The organism is Streptomyces sp. A18, from assembly GCF_059026065.1.
This window is the reverse complement of the sequence record NZ_JBWLKL010000006.1, coordinates 122882-138633: the sequence shown is the minus strand read 5'-3', so window position 1 is coordinate 138633 and position 15752 is coordinate 122882. Positions and strand designations below refer to the sequence as shown.

Sequence of the window (15752 nt, the reverse complement as noted above, 5' to 3'; positions counted from 1 at the left end):
TGTACGCCCGTACGCAACGTTGTGTACACTCGTACGCATGGGATACGGACTGCTGGCCGCGGCCATCGTGGCGGAGGTGGCCGGGACGACGGCCATGAAGTACAGCGAGGGGTTCAGCAGGCTCTGGCCCTCGCTGATCACCGTCGCCGGGTATCTGATCGCCTTCACCCTGCTCGCGCAGACCCTGAAGACGCTGTCCGTCGGCACGGCGTACGCGATCTGGGCGGGGACAGGGACCGCCGCGGTCGCCGCCATCGGGATGCTCTTCATGGGCGAGTCCGCAGGGCTTGTCAAGATCTCCGGGATCGCTCTGGTGATCGCGGGCGTCGTCGTGCTCAACCTCGGCGGAGCGCATTGATGGCCCGGCGCTACGACCCCGAGCGGCGCCAACGGATCATCGACGCCGCGATCCGGGTGGCGGGAGAGAAGGGGATCGGCGGGCTCAGCCACCGGTCCGTCGCCGCCGAGGCCGATGTGCCGCTCGGCTCGACCACGTACCACTTCAAGACACTCGACGAGCTGTTGGTGGCCGCGCTGCGGCAGGCCAACGAGGGGTTCGCCAAGGCGGTGGTCACGAGCGGCGCGTTCGAGGACCCGCGGGCCGACCTGGCGGAAGAGCTCGCCGGGCTGCTCGGCGAGTGGCTCGCGGGGGAGCGCGCGGGGGTCGAGCTGGAGTACGAGCTCTACCTCGCCGCCCTGCGCAGGCCCGCGCTGCGGCCGGTGGCCGCCGAGTGGTGCCGGGGGATCGGCGACGCGCTCGCGGAACGCGTCGATCCGGTCACCGTGCGGGCGCTCGTCGCCCTGATGGACGGAATGTGCCTGCAAGTGCTCCTGATGGACACTCCGTACGACGAGGGCTTCGCGCGGGAGATGCTCGACCGGCTGCTGGCGCCGGGCGGCTGACCGGTGTCTTCCCCCGCGCACAGGCCCGCGGCAGGCTGCGGGGGACCATGCGTGAACCCGCGCGGGGACTTCGGGCAACAGGAGGTGTAAGGCCCAGCGCCACACCGACGACGGGGAGACCCTGTGACCGGACCGCCGACCCCGCCGACCCGCCGGCCGACAAGGATGACGACGCCGAACTCGTCACCCGGTCGCTGGAGCGGCCGGAGGTCTTCGCGCGCCTCTACGACCGGTACGCGCCGGACATCCACCGCTATGCGGCCCGCCGTCTCGGGGACGGCGCGGCCGACGACATCACGGCGGAGACCTTCCTCATCGCCTTTCGCGCGAGGGCCCGCTACGACCGCGAGCGCGCAGCCGCCCGGCCGTGGCTGTACGTCATCGCGGCCCGGTCCTTCCACGGGGCCGGGCTCCCGGCCCGGACCCTGAGACCGGTTCGCCCGCGCGGCGCGCCGCCGGTTAGGTTTTCCCCATGACCGACACGAACACTTCCCGCACCACCGGCGCCGTCGCCGCAGGCCTCGCCACCATCACCGCCGACGGCACCGTTCTCGACACCTGGTTCCCCGCGCCCGAACTCGTCGCCGAAGCGGGCCCCGCCGGCTCCGAGCGGCTCACCGCCGAGCGTGCCGTGGAGCTGCTCGGCGAGGGCGCAGCCAAGGCCATCGGCCCGGACGCCCGGCGGGGCGTGGAGATCGTCGCCGTACGTACGGTCATCGCGTCCCTCGACGAGAAGCCGCTCGACGCCCACGACGTGTACCTGCGTCTGCACCTGCTCAGCCACCGCCTGGTGAAGCCGCACGGCGTGAACCTGGAGGGCCAGTTCGGCTTCCTGCCCAACGTCGCCTGGACCTCGCTCGGCCCGGTCGCCGTGGACGACGTCGAGACGGTCCGCCTCAACGCCCGCGCCGAGGGCCTGCACCTCGCGGTGACGTCCATCGACAAGTTCCCGCGCATGACGGACTACGTCGCGCCGAAGGGCGTCCGCATCGCCGACGCCGACCGCGTGCGGCTCGGCGCGCACCTCGCCGAGGGCACGACCGTCATGCACGAGGGCTTCGTGAACTTCAACGCGGGCACGCTCGGCACCTCCATGGTCGAGGGCCGCATCTCCGCCGGTGTCGTCGTCGGCGACGGCTCGGACATCGGTGGCGGCGCCTCCACGATGGGCACCCTCTCCGGCGGCGGCAACGTCCGCATCGTCATCGGCGAGCGCTGCCTGATCGGCGCCGAGGCGGGCGTCGGCATCGCGCTCGGCGACGAGTGCGTCGTCGAGGCCGGTCTGTACGTCACCGCGGGCACCCGCGTCACGATGCCCGACGGACAGATCGTCAAGGCCCGCGAGCTCTCCGGCGCCTCGAACATCCTCTTCCGCCGCAACTCGGTCACTGGCGCCGTCGAGGCCCGCCCGAACAACGCGGTCTGGGGCGGCCTGAACGACGTCCTGCACAGCAACAACTGATCATCGCCGCCCCGCGGAGCGCCCTCCGGTCTTCCGGAGGGCGCTCTTGCGTATGCTGCCCTCCCAGCACGGACGCAGGCCGTGCGGGACGACAGGAGTCAGACATGCACCGAGCGGGGATCAGGGCCCTGGCCCTGGGGTCAGTGGCGGCACTCGGGCTCGTGGCCGGATGCGGTCAGAGCGATGGCCGGGCCGAGGACGCGGGCCGGGGTGCGCCGCAGCAGGTCAGCCCGGTGTCGACGGGCGATCACTCCTATCCGCTGGAGAAGAGCGACATCCACTGGACCGGCAGCCCGAGCCCCTTCAACGCGCAGGTCAAGCTCGCCGACGGGCGTCGCGTGGCGATGCACTACATGAAGGGCAAGGGGCTCCTCGTGCAGGACTACAGCCCCAAGGCCAAGGGCTGGTCCAAGTCGGCCGTCGTGTACGAGACGAAGACCGACGCCTGTCAGGGGATCACGCTCAAGGCCAAGGACGGCACCGTCGCGGCCTTCGGGGACTTCGGCGTGTACTGCGCCGACGGCGAGCCGCCGACCGAGTCGGTCGCCGCGGTCGCCACGGGCCCGCTGACGAAGTGGGCCACGCACCTCACGAAGGACTTCGACGGCTGGGAGAAGATCGCCGTCGCCACCGGGGGCAAGAAGGTCACGTTCAGCAGGGGCGGCGAAACGCTCCTGTGGACCAAGGCCGGCGGTTTCCCCGCCGCGGGCTGAATCACCGCCGCGGGCCGCGTCACGGCGCTTCGTACGCGGCGAGCAGCCTGTCGTATGCGGCGAGCAGCCCATCGGTCGCCTCGCGGCCTGCGGGCAGCAGCGGTGCGCGGACCGGGCCGCCGGGCAGGCCGCGCGCACCGAGCAGCGCCTTGGAGGTGACCGTTCCCGGGAGGCCCGCGCCCATCATCAACTCGATGAGTTCGATGGCCTGTTGCTGGAGGCGACGAGCCCCGGCCGTGTCGCCCGCGTCGAACGCGTCGATGACCGAGCGGAGTTGGCGCGGAACGACGTTCGCGACCGTGCTGACGTATCCCGCGGCGCCCACCGCATACAGCGCCAGGATGAACTCGTCGCAGCCGGTGTAAAACGCCAAGTCGGTGCGGGACATGACCTTCTGGGTGCCCATCAGGTCGTACGCGCAGTCCTTCACGGCGACGATCCGCGGGTGTTCCGCGAGCCTCAGCATCGTCTCCGGCTCGATGCGCGTCCCGGTGCGCCCCGGGATGTCGTAGAGCGTGAGCGGGAGCCCTGTCGCGTCGGCGACCTCCACGAAGTGGGCCTCGACGGCGTCCTGCGGCGGCTTGCTGTAGTAGGGCGTGACCACCAACAGGGCGTCCGCGCCCGCCTTTTCGGCCTGCAGAGCCATCTCGACCGTGTGCCGGGTGGCATAGCTGCCGACGCCCGCGACGATCGAGGCCCGGTCGCCGACCGCCTCGGCGACGGCGCGCACGAGCGCGGCCTTCTCGCTGTCGGACGTGGTGGGGGACTCGCCGGTGGTGCCGGACAGGACGAGACCGTCGCAGCCTTCGGTCACCAGGCGCTCGGCGAGCGACTGGGCGCCGTCGAGATCGAGCAGGCCGTCGTCCGTGAGGGGCGTGATCATCGCACAGAGGGCGCGGCCGAAGGGAGGGGCCGTCGATGAGGGTGAGGTCATAGAGGCAGTGTCGGTACGCCGACGCTGAAGCTCCACTTAATTCTGCTACGAGATGTGCGGCAGGAATGCTACGAGGTTGCCGCGAGCAGGACAGACCCTAGTGCCAACTCGCCCCCGTATGGGCCACCATGGGTCGGACGGCAGTCGACCACAGGAGGCGTCATGAGGCTGGGCAAAGCACTCGCCACCGGGATCGCCGAGGAAGACCCGCAGGAGCAGCCGCGGCAGGAAGCGCCCGAGCGTGCGGAGCCGGAGACCGGCCCGGCCATCGCCGCTGAGCAGCAGCCGGTGGCCGAGGTCCCCGCGGTCCGATGAGGCTGCGGCTCCCCGCGGAACGCCCGAAGGAGCCGCCGACCGGATACAAGATCGCCCGCCTCGCGCTGTCCCAGGACGGCGCGAGTGCGGGGTTCACCGGCATCTCCCTGGGCGCGGCCCTGCCCTACGGCGCGCTCGACGAGGCCCGCTGCGTCTACGGGCGGCGGCACGCGGCCCCGCACCGCCGCTGCGACTGCGGGTTCCACTGCGTCAACGAACGCGCGGCGGCGGAGGCGCTCCTGTGCACCGCCGAGCACCGCGGGGCTGCGCTGCTCGAAGTGACGGTGCTCGGCGCCTACATTCGCTTCGAGCGCGGCTTCCGTTACGCGCGCCAGCGGGTGCGCACGGTGACGGTGCGGCCGTGCGGCTGCGGCGCGCGGGCCTCGGTCCTCGCGGACGCCGGGTGGGGCAGGCCGGGGTGGCGGGTGGTCGAGGGGGCGTGCGGTGCCTGCGCCGGCAGGCGTACGTCGCTGCGGTTGGCGGAGTTCGCGCGCCTCGCCGGGGAGGGGCTCACGGTCACCGGGGCGCGCCCCGAGTCCGTACCGGGATCGCCGTCCGAGGCCATGGGGGTGCCCGAACTGGTCGCGGAGGCGGCGCTGCTCCAGGCCCGACTCGATCTGTTCCAGGGGGAGTTGGCGCGCCTCGCGGGGGACGAGAAGAGCCGGTGACGCACCGTCCGGCATGATCGACACCCTGTCGTTCGACGGGGTGGAGGGCGTCGAGTCCGCGATGGAGGAGACGGCCGCGAGGCTTCCGCTGCGCCGCGTGGGCAGGCCGCGGGACATCGCGGACGCGGTCCTCGACCTGGTGAACGCCTCGTACATCACCGGTGAAGTCCTCCTGGTGGACGGCGGCGGTCACCTCCTCTGGGCAGTGAGGTGCCCGGTGGTCGGGGTCGCGTTGACGTGCCATGGCTTCGGGTAGAGGCTCGGGCCATGACGACGCATGCGTACACCCGTTATGTCGCGATGGGCGACAGCCAGACGGAGGGGGTCGGCGACGGTGACGAGGTGCACGGATACCGCGGATGGGCCGACCGCCTCGCCGAGATCCTGGCCGAGGGGAAGCCGGAGTTCGGCTACGCGAACCTCGCCGTGCGGGGCAGGCTGACGGCCCGCATCAAGGCCGAGCAGCTGGCCCCGGCCCTCGCGCTGCGCCCGGATCTGGTCACGGTCATGGCGGGCATGAACGATCTGGTGCGCCCCGGCTTCGACGCGGCCCAAGTGGCCGGTGACATCGAGGACATGTTCACCGAGCTGACCGCGGCGGGCGCGCGCGTGGCCACCGTGACGTTCCCCGACCTCGGGCGGATCTCGCCGCTCGCGCGCAGGGCACTGCCCCGCGTCCTCGACCTGAACGCCCGCATCCGCGCGGCCGCGGACCGCCATGGAGTCGTCGTCCTCGACACGTTCCCGCACCGGGTCACCACGGACCCCCGCCTGTGGAGCACCGACCGCCTGCACGCGAGCCCGCTGGGGCACGCCCGGATCGCCGCCGGCATGGCGGACGCGCTGGGCGTCCCCGGCCACGAGGACTGGAAAGGTCCGTTGCTGCCCCCGCCGCCCCCGATCTCCGCGCTGCGGGCGGTGGCGGCGGAGGCGACGTGGTTCGCGGGGTTCATGGGGCCTTGGCTGTGGCGACGCGTCCGGGGGCGCTCGTCGGGCGATGGCCGTGCGGCGAAGCGGCCGGACCTGGCCCCGGTGGCCTCTTCCGAACGAGCTTGACCTCAAGCGAACTTGACCTCAAGCGAACTTGACCTCAAGCGAACTTGAGGTCGCAGAGTGTGGGCAGCGGGCCGCGCAGGGCCCGTCCACACGCTGAAGGAGCAGGCCATGAAGGCACACGTCGACGCCACCACCCTCCCCGACCCGGCCCGCGCGGACGGCGGACTCGTCTTCCTCAGCACCTGGAGCACGGGCACGCCGGAGCGGCAGCGGGCGACGGTCGACGCGATCGCCACGGCCTGGGGGAGCCGTCCGTGGCCGCACGAGGGCCTGCTCTCGTACACCGTGTACGCCGGCGCGGACGGCTCGACGGTGGCGCACCGCTCGCACTGGCGGGACGAGGGGGCGTACCGGGACTTCTTCGCCCACGGCAGGGACGAGCGGAACGCCGAGATCGACGAGGCCGTGCCGGGCATCGAACGGCTTGGGCTGCACAAGACGCGGCTGCGGGACGGGGTGGCGCGGGCGGCCGGAGACGTCAGGACGGCCGGGGCGGTCGTGATCGCCGAGGGGGAGGCCGGGGCGGAGGCGGCGCCAGGCCTGATCTCCGTCCACTTCCATGTGACGACGGACGGCGGGCGTGTGCTCCGCTACGAGGAGTGGGAGAGCGGGGAGGGGCTGCCCGAGGAGGGCAGGTACCGCTTGGTGTACGCGATCGAGCCCAACTGAACTCTCGCCGCGGTACGCAGGGAGCGTGGCGATTTTTCCTCACCCATCACGCACTCCCCGCCCTGCTGTCGCGCATCCCTTCCCCCGCACCACCGAGGCCCTGGACGGGAAGGGGCGGTGGTGGGATGTTGAAGCGATGTGGGACGTCAGGGAGTCGCCATGACCGCGGGCAAGGAGTTCGAGATCGAGCGGGAGTTCGAGGTCGATGCTTCTCCTGCCGAGGTCTGGGACGCGTTCACCACCGACACCGGCAGCTGGTTGTGGCCCATGGTGGAGTACGAACCCCGCGAGGGCGGCGTCGCCCCCTACGGCGGTGTCGTGACCCACTGGGAGCCACCGCACCGCCTCACCGACCGCGTCGACGACCCCGAAGGCCTCCCGCCAGGCCAGAGCGTCAACCAGCTCGACCGCACCATCGAGCCCCGCGACGGCGGCCGCCGCTCCTGGGTCCGCTACATCCACAGCGGTGTCTTCACCGAGGACTGGGACAACCAGTTCGAGGGGGCCCGCAAGCACACCGACTTCTACCTGCACACCCTGCGCCAGTACCTGACGTACTTCAAAGGCCTGGCCGTCACCTTCACCACCGTCGACGGCCCCGCCCCCTCCAGCGCCCCGGACGCCTTCGCCAGACTGGGCCGCCGCCTGGGCCTGCCCGACGACGCGTCCGAAGGCGCCCGCGTACGCGTGGACGCCCCCGGCGAACCCCTGGACGCGGTGGTCGATTTCCGCAGCCGGCACTTCATCGGCCTGCGCACCGACACCGCGCTCCACCGCTTCTTCGGCCGCAACCACTTCGGTGCCCCGGTGGGCGTCAGCATCCACGACTTCGCGCCGCAGGCGGACGCCAAGGGCACCGAAATGGCTTGGCGGGACTGGCTGCTCAGGCTCTACGCGTGACCCTTGGTCACGGCTTGAACCTCAGCACCTGCGGGTCATGGTCACTGTTCTGTTCGGCGAACTCCGCGTTGATGTGCACGCTGTCGTACGAGAAGCCCTTCGACCCGGCGCGTCCCACACCCGGGCTGGTCAGAATCTGGTCGAGGACCTGCGAGTTGCCCTGGTAGACGTACGAGTAACGCTCCGACCGGGGAAGGGACTTGACGGCGGACTTCAGTGCGCCTCCCGCCTCGAGCGCGGCAGTCGTCTCCGAGAACTCGAAGTCGTTCACGTCGCCGACGACCACCACGTCCGCGCTCTTCTGCACCTTCCGCACGTCCCGCACGAAGGCGTTCACCGCCTGCGCCTGCCGCAGCCGCTTCGCCTCCGACGACCGCACCGGCGGCTGGTGCCGCGACGTGAGGCCCTCGTCGCCGCCCTTCGACCCGAAGTGGTTGGCGACCACGATCACACTGCGCCCCCGGAAGGTGAACTCACCGGCCAGCGGCTTGCGGCTGTCCGCCCATGCCGTGTTCGCCGGGTCGATGCGCCCGGGGGAGAGGGTCAGCGCGGCGCGTCCGGAGGAACGTACGACATCCGTGCCCGTCGTCGCGTCCCCGGCGCCCCGGTCCTTGAAGGAGACCCGCTCGGGGTTGAAGAGGAACACCTGGCGGATGTTGCCGCCCGGCTCCCCGCCGTCCTTGTTGTTCTCCGGGTCGATGGACCGCCACTCGTAGCGCGGACCGCCCGCGGCGACGATCGCGTCCGCGAACTTCTTCAGGGTCGCCTCCGCCGAGACGGTCCCGTCGTTCTTCGCGCCGTTGTCGTCCTGGATCTCCTCCAGGGCGAGGATGTCGGGCGACGCGAGGTTCGAGACGACGGCCCGCGCCAGTGCGTCGAACTTCGTCTGCGGGTCGCCGGGGTCGAGGTTCTCGACGTTGTACGTCGCGACAGCGAGCTCACCCTTGGCCTGCCGCCGCGTCTTCTCCCGTTCGAGGCCCTTGTCCGTGACCTTGCCGAGCGTCCGGGCGACCAGCGTGTAACCACCGAACTGGTTGAAGTCCAGGGGGCCTTCGGCGCCACCGGAGAGCGTGTCGCCGACGTTCGCCTTCGGGAAGGGCTGCTCGGAGATCGGCGCCAGCTGCTGGATCTGCAGGCGTCCGGTGTTCTGGTCGTCGTAGGACTTGTACACCGTGCCGCCGCGCCGGTTCGGGTTCTCGTGCGGCTTCACGGTGATCCACAGCTCCGAGTACGGATCCGTGGCGCCGACCACGCGCGAGGTGCCGACGCGTACGTTCATGCCCTCCAGGGACTCGTACAGGTCGAGGGCGTGCGAGCGGGGCTTCAGGGGCAGTGCGTTGATACCGCCGCCGTCTCCGGGGTCGCCGTCGGGGGCGTACGCGGACGGCACTGACTCGGCGTTCACCGTGACGGGCGCGGGCAGCGCGTTGCCGGACGACTCGACCGCGACCGTCGGCTTGGTGAGCTGGGTCAGGGACTGATTGCCGGACGACTCGCCGCCGGGGACGTACTCGGTGACGGTCCCGGAGACGCGGACGGCGTCACCGGCCTTCACGGTCAGGGCGGCCGACCCGGTGTAGACGAAGACGCCCTCGCTGGTCGCGGGCTCGCCGTCGGCCTTCGGGTCCTGGATCCAGAAGCCCTTCGAGCCGTACGCGCGGACGCCGGTCACGATGCCCGTCACGTCCGTGACCTGCTGCCCGGCGAGGGGCGAGAGGCGGGTGGTGCCCTGGATGTCGTGCACGCGGACCTCGGCGGCGGACGCGGACGAGGAGTTCACGGCGAGCAGACCGGCCGCGAGGGCGGTCGCCACGACGGTGGCGACGGCGGCGGATCTCACGGCGGGCCGGGTGGCACGGGATATGTGCGGCATGGAGTGACTCCGGATGAGGGTGAGGGTGAGGGAGAAGGCCACCGGCGGTGCGGCGACCCAGCGCTCTACGCGCGTCAATCTCTTGTGTGGCCAGGGGAGTTGTCAAGGTTCGGCGGGTGTTCTCGCCGTGTATGTCTTCTGACAGGGACATGAACCGGGCGGCATGGGGCCAAATCCGTCTAGGCTTCGGTCCAGCCGACCTTTCCCCGGGCACTCGACCTCGCTCGAGCAGGGGACGCCCCATCCTTCGGAGGAGAACCAGCCGATGTCCGTAAGTCCCGCCACCCTGCCGCCGGTGCTGCTGCACTCCGAAGCGGAACTCGCGCGGGCCGCGCTCGCCACGCCGCTGCTCTCCCGCGCCGCGCGCCTCGCCCGCTGGGCCGGACCCGACACCCGGGTCGGGGCGGGCGGCGAGCTGGTCGAGGAGCAGCTGCCGGCCGCCGTAGCGGAGCTGGGCCTGGACGCGGACGACCCGGACGCCGCCGCGCACGCGAGCGAGGCCTGGCGCGTGGCCGTGGACACGGGCCTGGTGGACGTCACGGACGCGGACGAGTCGGAGGGTGAGGACGCGCCGGGCACGGTGACCGCGGGCGAGGACCTCGCCGCGCTCACGTCCGGCACCCCGCAGGACATCCTCGGTGTCTGGCTGGGCGCCCTGGACACCGTGTACGGGGACGCGACCGTGCCCGACATGGACAACCTCCTGGACGTCCTGGAGGAGAACGGCGAGATCGACTTCGAGGAGCTCGGCTGGGACCCGCAGGCGGAGGCGGACTTCCTGGACGGCGTGCTCGGCAACCTGTACCTGCTCACCGCCGGGGACGCCGGTGCGGGCGAGGGGCCGGTGCCGCTGCCCGCGCTCGCCGCGTCGATGATCGTGCCCGACGACATGGGCGAGCCGACGGACGACGTCCTGGAGCAGGTGTCGGACGCGATGATGAAGCTCGACGACCAGTTCCGGCTCTTCGAGCCGCTGGGACTCATCGAGTACCAGCCGGTCGACGAGGCCCTCATGGTCGACATCGACGAGGCCGAGGCGCCCCTGCCGGACGACGACGAGGACGTCACGCGGTACGGCATGGTCCGGCTGACCCCGCTCGGTGTGTACGGCATCCGGGCGCGGATGCTGGAGGCGGGCGTGGACGCCCCCGCGGTCGGCGACCTCGCCGACAAGGGCGCCGACGCGCTGCTCGAAGGGACCGCCGGATTCCCGCAGGCCGCGGCGCAGGCCGAGATCGAGCTGTGGCTCGCCCGGCACGAACCGCTGGACGCGGCAAGGGAGTTGCTGGCCGCGGCACGCGGCGGGGACGAGGGGGCGCCGCTGCGGCGGCTCCGGTGCCAGCAGGCGCTCTCGCTGGTGGGCCGCGAGGCGGAGCCCGCCCTCCGGGAGGTGCTCGACGACGCCGAGCTCGGTGGGCTCGCCCGGGTGTGGCTGGCCGAGCACGGGGCCGCGGACGTGCCCCCGCCCTCCGAGTCGATGGTCTTCTGGCTGACCATCGACACGATCGCCGCGCAGCTCGCCGCCGAGGGCAACTCGGACGAGCTGCAGGGGCTCGTGGAGGGCCTCTCGCAGCAGCACAGCGGCTTCTTCGCCGCGGCCTGGCGGGTCGAGCACCCGGCCACCGCGGATGTCCTCGAGGCGATGGGGCGGTTGCACCCCGACAAGAAGGTGGCCAAGGAAGCCCGCAAGGCGGCGTTCAAGGCGCGTTCGCAGCAAGGGATGTGACGCCGACAGCGGCCGGGCTGGAATTGTCCTGCCCGGCCGCTGCTGGTTCAGCTCAGCTCAGCACTGCCTCAGCTCAGCGCCGCTACAGCTCAGCACTGATACAGCGTCGTGTGCTTGAACGAGGACGTCGCGCCGTTGAAGCCGTACGTCCCCCGGTACGCCGGCGGGTTCTGGTACTCGCCGACGATCGTGATCGTGTCGGCGCAGGAGCCCTGGCCCGTGCGCTTGGCGTCCAGGCGCATGGTGTCGCCCATCAGGCCGCCCGTGATCTCCCAGGGGGCGCCGCAGATGCCGGCGGTGATCTGGCCGCCGGTCACCACGTGCGGGTAGGTGTTCGGGTTGAACTTCACCTCCATGGCGAAGGTGATCGCGCCGTTGTGCAGCTCCAGCTTGCAGGTGGTGGTGACCGCCTCCGCGGACACCTCCTGGGTCGCGGCGAACGCCTCGTCGCGCGTCTTGACCTCGGCGCCCTGCGGATTGTGGAAGTGGTGCTCCCCGCGGGCCCGGCCCTTCTGCTTGCGTGCCTGAGTGGTCATGAAAGCCCTCCTCTCGTGGTGCGACCGGTCAGGCCAGTAGTTCCGAGACCTCGACCCGCAGCAGCGCGCGGACGTTCTCGAAGTGGTTGAGCACGGTGACGGTCGAGGAACCGGCGAACAGCAGGCCCATCGCGACGTTGTCGAGCGAGGTCACCAGGGACCCCGAGTCGCCGCCCGCCGAGATGTTCGTCGTCAGGATCTGGTCCTTGAAGCGGGCCGTGCCCGCCGTGCCGTAGTTGACGTCGATGGTCGCATCGACGGCGATGATCCGACCGAAGGAGATGTTCGTCGTACGGCCGGTCTTCTTCACCAGGTCGCCGACCGCGACATTGGCCTTGCGGCGCCAGGCGCGCGGTGCGCCGCTGAAGTACGTCTCGCGGGTCGCGTCCTGGAAGTCGACGGTGCCGAGCGCGGCGTCGACGACGTTGTTGTGCCGTTCCAGTGGAATCTGCGGGGCGAACTGGATCGTGATGAAGCGCTCCAGGGTCGCGATGCGGTCGGCCGGGTCCTGGCCGCCGTCGAAGACACCCGGCTGCACGATCGCGCTGCCCAGCTGGGCGCGGTTGGAGTCGGCGAGCACGTGGTTGTTGGACAGGATGTAGAACTTCGCCGGCACGCCGAGGCCGGAGCCCGGCGGGTCGACGGAGGCGCCGGGCAGGAAGTCGTAGACCACGCTGCCGAGCGTGCCGGCCGTCACGCGTACGTTGCCGACCGATGCGCCCGCGGGGCACGGGCGCATCCGGCGCTTGAGGAGCTGCGGCTCGAAGGCGCCGAGCCCGCCGAGTTCCTCAAGACTGGGCTGCGAGAGGCCCGCGAGCTGTTCGCTCACGCCGCCGTCGGGGCCGTACGTCGCCGAGCGGTCCTCGGCACGGCCCGACTTGCGCTGCTGCCGCTGCGCGGCGACGTGGCCGACGGCGATGACGTCGGTGGGGGTGCCGTCGTCCATCTGGGACGGGATGACGTCCCGCTCCGGGAGCATGGACTCCGGAACCTTCTGGGTCACGAACACGAGAACCGCGGGTTCACCCGTGGGCTCGCCCTCGGTCCACTTCACGCCGTGGCCGAAGCCGACGACGTTGGCCAGCGATGTCTGAGGGCCCAGGAAGTCCCCCTTCGCCTGCTGGCGCGAGCTGTCGCTGAGCTGACCGCCGGTGGGTCCTCGCATCAATTCGGGCTGGCTCACCACGCCAGACCACCTCTTCCCCTTGGTTGAAGGGTGGAGCTCCGGTCCGCTTCCGCGGGCGTCCTACTGCGCCGCGGGCTCGCCGATGGCGAGCACGCGCACGGGGACGCCTTCGAGCACTTCCGGAACCACGTCTTCGTCCCGGAGCCGGTCACGAGGCACTTTGCGGGTGACGAACACGACGATCACGTCCGTCCCCGAGCCGTCGTCCTTGCCGATGCCGACACCGGTGACATTGGCCAGCTTCATCAGCCGGTCCTCATGGAGGCTGCGTGCCTGCGACGCGTCCACGCGGCTCGCCTCCCCCAACGGGTGATGCAGGTAGGGGATGTCTATTGCTGTGTGGATGGCGGGTCAAGGCATTCCACACGAAATCTTGGCTTTAGGGGTGATCCGCGCTCGATGACCTTCTTTACGAAGATTCTTCCAACCTCTCGGTCAGGTGCGCAGATGCGAGGCTCCGTTGAGATCGAGCACCGTGCCCGACGCCCATTCCGCGACCGGTGAGGCCAGCCACAGCACGGCCGCGGCGATCTCGTCCGCCGTGCCCGCACGCCCGAAGGGGCTCTGCGCGCGGATCGCGGCGCCCTCGTCCCCGCTGAGCCGGTGCGCCACCCGTTCCGTCTCGAAGAAGCCGGGGGCCACCGACGCCACCGCGATCCCGTACGGCGCGAGCGACACCGCGAGGGACTGGCCGAGCGCGTGGACGGCCGCCTTGGTCGCCCCGTACGCCGGGTGGTCGGGCTCCCCGCGGAACGCGCCGCGCGAGCCGATGTTCACGATGCGGCCACCCGTGCCCTGGTCGATCATCCGGCGGGCGGCCAGGTGGCTGAGATTCGCCGTGGCCAGGAGGTTCACGGACACGTGCTGCTGCCACAGCGCCGCCCAGTCCTCGTACGACGTGTCGGCGAGGGGATGCGGCAGGTTCACGGCGGCGTTGTTGACCAGGACGTCCAGGCCGCCGAGCGCGGTGGCCGCGCGCCCCGCGACGTCCGCCGCGCCCGCCGGGTCCGAAAGATCCCCGCCCACCAACACGTGTCCGTCGCCCTTGAGCGAGGCGAGCGTCGCGCGCGCCTCCTCCTCGCGCGAGCCGTAGTGCACGGCGACGCGGTCGCCGCTGGTGGCGAAGGCCTGCGCGAGGGCTCTGCCCAGACCTCGGGAGGCTCCGCTGATCAGGACACGGCGGCCGGTGGCAGGCAGGTTCATGGAAGGAGGCCCCTCGACGTCGGACGGCGTTCAACCGCTGTTTATACGTGAGCGGGAACGTGACGCCGACAGCAGCCCGGCCGAGACTGGAAGTACGAGGCCGAGAGTCGCAGCACGTGCACCGTCAGCCCGTAGCCCGCCCGTACGCGCCTCAGGAGACATCATGTCGCTCACCCGCAGGGACTTCGCCAGACGCTCCGCGATCACCGGAGCGGGGGTCGCGCTGGTCGGCAGCGTCGGCGCGCTCGCCACCGCACCCGGCGCGCTCGCCGCCGACGAGACGACGGAGGGCGCCGCCGACGACCTCCTCGGCGGCGCCCCCGGCTACGGCCCTCTCGTCCCCGATCCCAAGGGCCTGCTCGCGCTGCCCGCCGGATTCTCGTACCGCGTCCTCACGCACAGCGGCAAGACGAAGCTGGAGACCGGCGAATTCACGCCGTCCAACCACGACGGAACGGCCACCTTCGAGGGCCCGCGCGGCGTGACGCTGCTCGTCAACAACCATGAGCTGAGCGGCCCCCGCTCCAAGTGGCCGCACCCGGTCCCGCTGACCGAGGGTCTCGTCTACGACCCCGCCGCGTCCGGGGGCTGCACCGTCGTCGAGGTCCGCCGCGACGGACACGTCGCCGAGTGGGTCGGCATCGCGGGCACCGCCACCAACTGCGCGGGCGGCAGCACTCCCTGGGGTACCTGGCTCACCTGCGAGGAGACCGAGGACAAGGCCGGCCAGAACGGCATGACCAAGGACCACGGCTACGTCTTCGAGGTCGACCCCTACGACCGGCGCGCCAACCGCGCCCCCAAGCCGATCAAGGCCCTCGGCCGCTACGCCCACGAAGCGGTCGTCGTCGACCCCAAGCGCGGCCACCTCTACCTCACCGAGGACGCCGACGAGCCCAACGGCCTGCTCTACCGCTGGACCCCGCCGCACGGCTTCAAGCACGGCCGCGGCAGGCTGCGCACCCTCTCCGACGACGCGGGCGTACTGAAGGCGCCCAAGTGCTACGACTCCGGCGGCCGTTTCGTGGACGACCTGTCCCGCGCCACCAAGATCGGCACGGTGTACGGCGTGGACTGGGTGGAGGTCCCCGACCGCGACGCCCGCACGGTCCCGGTGCGCGAGCAGTTCGACGACGGCGACATCACGCGTGCCCGCAAGCTCGAAGGCATGTGGTGGGGTGACGGCGGCGTCTACATCGTCGCGTCGTTCGCCCGCGACGAGAGCCCCGTCCAGCACGACGGACAGGTGTGGTTCTACCACCCCGGGCGCCGCACCCTCACCCTGAAGGTCCTCCTCGGCGTCAACGCGGACCCCGCCAAGGACGGCGCCTTCGACGGTCCCGACAACATCACCGTCTCCCCGTACGGCGGCCTCGTCATCGCCGAGGACGGCAGCGGCGTTCAGCACCTCTTCGGGGCGACCGAGCGCGGCCGTACGTACCCGATCGCGCGCAACGAACTCAATGCGGGCACGCCCGAGAAGCCCTCCTACAGCGAATTCGCAGGCGTCACGTTCTCGCCCGACGGCAAGACGCTCTACGCCAGCATCCAGTCCCCCGGCATCCTGCTGGCGATCACCGGCCCGTGGCGGCGCCAGCGCCACTGAGG

General features: G+C 71.3%; 18 protein-coding genes and 1 pseudogene. 13 read left to right on the top strand and 6 right to left on the bottom strand.

Going from position 1 to position 15752, the window contains the following annotated elements; translation table 11 throughout:
- The first annotated feature begins 37 nt into the window (after positions 1-37).
- The 5 genes and pseudogenes from AC5P1C_RS12595 to AC5P1C_RS12575 all read left to right on the top strand — a co-directional run bounded on the left by AC5P1C_RS12595 (position 38) and on the right by AC5P1C_RS12575 (position 3078).
- The gene (locus AC5P1C_RS12595; protein WP_493865853.1) at positions 38-358 is read left to right on the top strand and encodes a DMT family transporter; all 321 of its coding nucleotides are present in this window, start codon (positions 38-40) and stop codon (positions 356-358) included.
- Positions 358-903, top strand: a complete 546-nt coding sequence (locus tag AC5P1C_RS12590; RefSeq protein ID WP_493865852.1) for a TetR/AcrR family transcriptional regulator — start codon at positions 358-360, stop codon at positions 901-903. The genes AC5P1C_RS12595 and AC5P1C_RS12590 overlap by 1 nt, the downstream gene beginning before the upstream one ends.
- A 123-nt stretch (positions 904-1026) precedes the next feature.
- A pseudogene (locus AC5P1C_RS12585) lies at positions 1027-1292 on the top strand (RNA polymerase sigma factor); the annotation flags it as partial.
- A gap of 83 nt (positions 1293-1375) precedes the next feature.
- Entirely contained in the window at positions 1376-2365 is a 990-nt protein-coding gene (gene dapD / locus AC5P1C_RS12580) for a 2,3,4,5-tetrahydropyridine-2,6-dicarboxylate N-succinyltransferase (protein ID WP_493865851.1), read from the top strand.
- Between the two features lie 104 nt (positions 2366-2469).
- A complete protein-coding gene (locus AC5P1C_RS12575; RefSeq protein WP_493865850.1) occupies positions 2470-3078 on the top strand; it encodes a hypothetical protein in 609 nt (202 codons plus the stop codon).
- Between the two features lie 19 nt (positions 3079-3097).
- On the opposite strand, the gene dapA is transcribed toward AC5P1C_RS12575, so the two are convergent.
- Positions 3098-4012, bottom strand: a complete 915-nt coding sequence (gene dapA, locus AC5P1C_RS12570) for a 4-hydroxy-tetrahydrodipicolinate synthase (RefSeq protein WP_493865849.1) — start codon at positions 4010-4012, stop codon at positions 3098-3100.
- A 162-nt stretch (positions 4013-4174) separates the two neighbouring features.
- Between dapA and AC5P1C_RS12565 the strand changes: the two genes are divergently transcribed.
- From AC5P1C_RS12565 to AC5P1C_RS12540, 6 genes are all read left to right on the top strand, one after another.
- Positions 4175-4327, top strand: coding sequence for a hypothetical protein (locus AC5P1C_RS12565; RefSeq protein WP_493865848.1), 153 nt, complete (start codon positions 4175-4177; stop codon positions 4325-4327).
- Positions 4324-4995: a hypothetical protein gene (locus AC5P1C_RS12560; RefSeq protein WP_493865847.1), complete on the top strand. Its 672-nt coding sequence runs from the start codon at positions 4324-4326 to the stop codon at positions 4993-4995. Before AC5P1C_RS12565 ends, AC5P1C_RS12560 begins: the two co-directional genes overlap by 4 nt.
- Before the next feature lie 13 nt (positions 4996-5008).
- Positions 5009-5251 carry an SDR family oxidoreductase gene (locus AC5P1C_RS12555; RefSeq protein WP_493865846.1) on the top strand — a complete coding sequence of 81 codons (243 nt, stop codon included), beginning with the start codon at positions 5009-5011 and terminating at the stop codon, positions 5249-5251.
- 11 nt (positions 5252-5262) lie between these two features.
- The gene (locus tag AC5P1C_RS12550; protein WP_493865845.1) at positions 5263-6051 is read left to right on the top strand and encodes an SGNH/GDSL hydrolase family protein; all 789 of its coding nucleotides are present in this window, start codon (positions 5263-5265) and stop codon (positions 6049-6051) included.
- A 108-nt stretch (positions 6052-6159) separates the two neighbouring features.
- Complete coding sequence (locus AC5P1C_RS12545) at positions 6160-6720, top strand: antibiotic biosynthesis monooxygenase (RefSeq protein ID WP_493865844.1); 561 nt, start codon at positions 6160-6162, stop codon at positions 6718-6720.
- A gap of 159 nt (positions 6721-6879) precedes the next feature.
- Positions 6880-7620: an SRPBCC family protein gene (locus tag AC5P1C_RS12540; protein ID WP_493865843.1), complete on the top strand. Its 741-nt coding sequence runs from the start codon at positions 6880-6882 to the stop codon at positions 7618-7620.
- A gap of 7 nt (positions 7621-7627) precedes the next feature.
- Here AC5P1C_RS12540 and AC5P1C_RS12535 read toward each other — a convergent pair whose 3' ends face one another.
- The gene (locus AC5P1C_RS12535; RefSeq protein ID WP_493865842.1) at positions 7628-9493 is read right to left on the bottom strand and encodes a DUF8508 domain-containing protein; all 1866 of its coding nucleotides are present in this window, start codon (positions 9491-9493) and stop codon (positions 7628-7630) included.
- A gap of 265 nt (positions 9494-9758) precedes the next feature.
- Between AC5P1C_RS12535 and AC5P1C_RS12530 the strand changes: the two genes are divergently transcribed.
- Complete coding sequence (locus tag AC5P1C_RS12530) at positions 9759-11219, top strand: hypothetical protein (protein ID WP_493865841.1); 1461 nt, start codon at positions 9759-9761, stop codon at positions 11217-11219.
- Positions 11220-11308: 89 nt separating this feature from the next.
- Here AC5P1C_RS12530 and AC5P1C_RS12525 read toward each other — a convergent pair whose 3' ends face one another.
- The 4 genes from AC5P1C_RS12525 to AC5P1C_RS12510 all read right to left on the bottom strand — a co-directional run bounded on the left by AC5P1C_RS12525 (position 11309) and on the right by AC5P1C_RS12510 (position 14144).
- The gene (locus AC5P1C_RS12525) at positions 11309-11755 is read right to left on the bottom strand and encodes a hypothetical protein (RefSeq protein WP_493865840.1); all 447 of its coding nucleotides are present in this window, start codon (positions 11753-11755) and stop codon (positions 11309-11311) included.
- Positions 11756-11783: 28 nt separating this feature from the next.
- The gene (locus AC5P1C_RS12520) at positions 11784-12938 is read right to left on the bottom strand and encodes a chymotrypsin family serine protease (RefSeq protein WP_493865839.1); all 1155 of its coding nucleotides are present in this window, start codon (positions 12936-12938) and stop codon (positions 11784-11786) included.
- 63 nt (positions 12939-13001) lie between these two features.
- A complete protein-coding gene (locus tag AC5P1C_RS12515; RefSeq protein WP_493865838.1) occupies positions 13002-13229 on the bottom strand; it encodes a hypothetical protein in 228 nt (75 codons plus the stop codon).
- Between the two features lie 147 nt (positions 13230-13376).
- Positions 13377-14144, bottom strand: coding sequence for an SDR family NAD(P)-dependent oxidoreductase (locus tag AC5P1C_RS12510; protein ID WP_493865837.1), 768 nt, complete (start codon positions 14142-14144; stop codon positions 13377-13379).
- A 163-nt stretch (positions 14145-14307) separates the two neighbouring features.
- On the opposite strand from AC5P1C_RS12510, the gene AC5P1C_RS12505 reads away from it, so the two are divergent.
- Positions 14308-15750 carry an alkaline phosphatase PhoX gene (locus tag AC5P1C_RS12505; protein ID WP_493865836.1) on the top strand — a complete coding sequence of 481 codons (1443 nt, stop codon included), beginning with the start codon at positions 14308-14310 and terminating at the stop codon, positions 15748-15750.
- Positions 15751-15752 lie beyond the last annotated feature (2 nt).

Excerpts from the sequence above, each read along its gene's own strand:
- AC5P1C_RS12595 (WP_493865853.1), top strand. The coding sequence starts at position 38 with ATGGGATACGGACTGCTGGCCGCGGCCATCGTGGCGGAGGTGGCCGGG.
- AC5P1C_RS12590 (WP_493865852.1), top strand. The coding sequence starts at position 358 with ATGGCCCGGCGCTACGACCCCGAGCGGCGCCAACGGATCATCGACGCC.
- dapD (WP_493865851.1), top strand. The coding sequence starts at position 1,376 with ATGACCGACACGAACACTTCCCGCACCACCGGCGCCGTCGCCGCAGGC.
- AC5P1C_RS12575 (WP_493865850.1), top strand. The coding sequence starts at position 2,470 with ATGCACCGAGCGGGGATCAGGGCCCTGGCCCTGGGGTCAGTGGCGGCA.
- dapA (WP_493865849.1), bottom strand. The coding sequence starts at position 4,012 with ATGACCTCACCCTCATCGACGGCCCCTCCCTTCGGCCGCGCCCTCTGT.
- AC5P1C_RS12565 (WP_493865848.1), top strand. The coding sequence starts at position 4,175 with ATGAGGCTGGGCAAAGCACTCGCCACCGGGATCGCCGAGGAAGACCCG.
- AC5P1C_RS12560 (WP_493865847.1), top strand. The coding sequence starts at position 4,324 with ATGAGGCTGCGGCTCCCCGCGGAACGCCCGAAGGAGCCGCCGACCGGA.
- AC5P1C_RS12555 (WP_493865846.1), top strand. The coding sequence starts at position 5,009 with ATGATCGACACCCTGTCGTTCGACGGGGTGGAGGGCGTCGAGTCCGCG.
- AC5P1C_RS12550 (WP_493865845.1), top strand. The coding sequence starts at position 5,263 with ATGACGACGCATGCGTACACCCGTTATGTCGCGATGGGCGACAGCCAG.
- AC5P1C_RS12545 (WP_493865844.1), top strand. The coding sequence starts at position 6,160 with ATGAAGGCACACGTCGACGCCACCACCCTCCCCGACCCGGCCCGCGCG.
- AC5P1C_RS12540 (WP_493865843.1), top strand. The coding sequence starts at position 6,880 with ATGACCGCGGGCAAGGAGTTCGAGATCGAGCGGGAGTTCGAGGTCGAT.
- AC5P1C_RS12535 (WP_493865842.1), bottom strand. The coding sequence starts at position 9,493 with ATGCCGCACATATCCCGTGCCACCCGGCCCGCCGTGAGATCCGCCGCC.
- AC5P1C_RS12530 (WP_493865841.1), top strand. The coding sequence starts at position 9,759 with ATGTCCGTAAGTCCCGCCACCCTGCCGCCGGTGCTGCTGCACTCCGAA.
- AC5P1C_RS12525 (WP_493865840.1), bottom strand. The coding sequence starts at position 11,755 with ATGACCACTCAGGCACGCAAGCAGAAGGGCCGGGCCCGCGGGGAGCAC.
- AC5P1C_RS12510 (WP_493865837.1), bottom strand. The coding sequence starts at position 14,144 with ATGAACCTGCCTGCCACCGGCCGCCGTGTCCTGATCAGCGGAGCCTCC.
- AC5P1C_RS12505 (WP_493865836.1), top strand. The coding sequence starts at position 14,308 with ATGTCGCTCACCCGCAGGGACTTCGCCAGACGCTCCGCGATCACCGGA.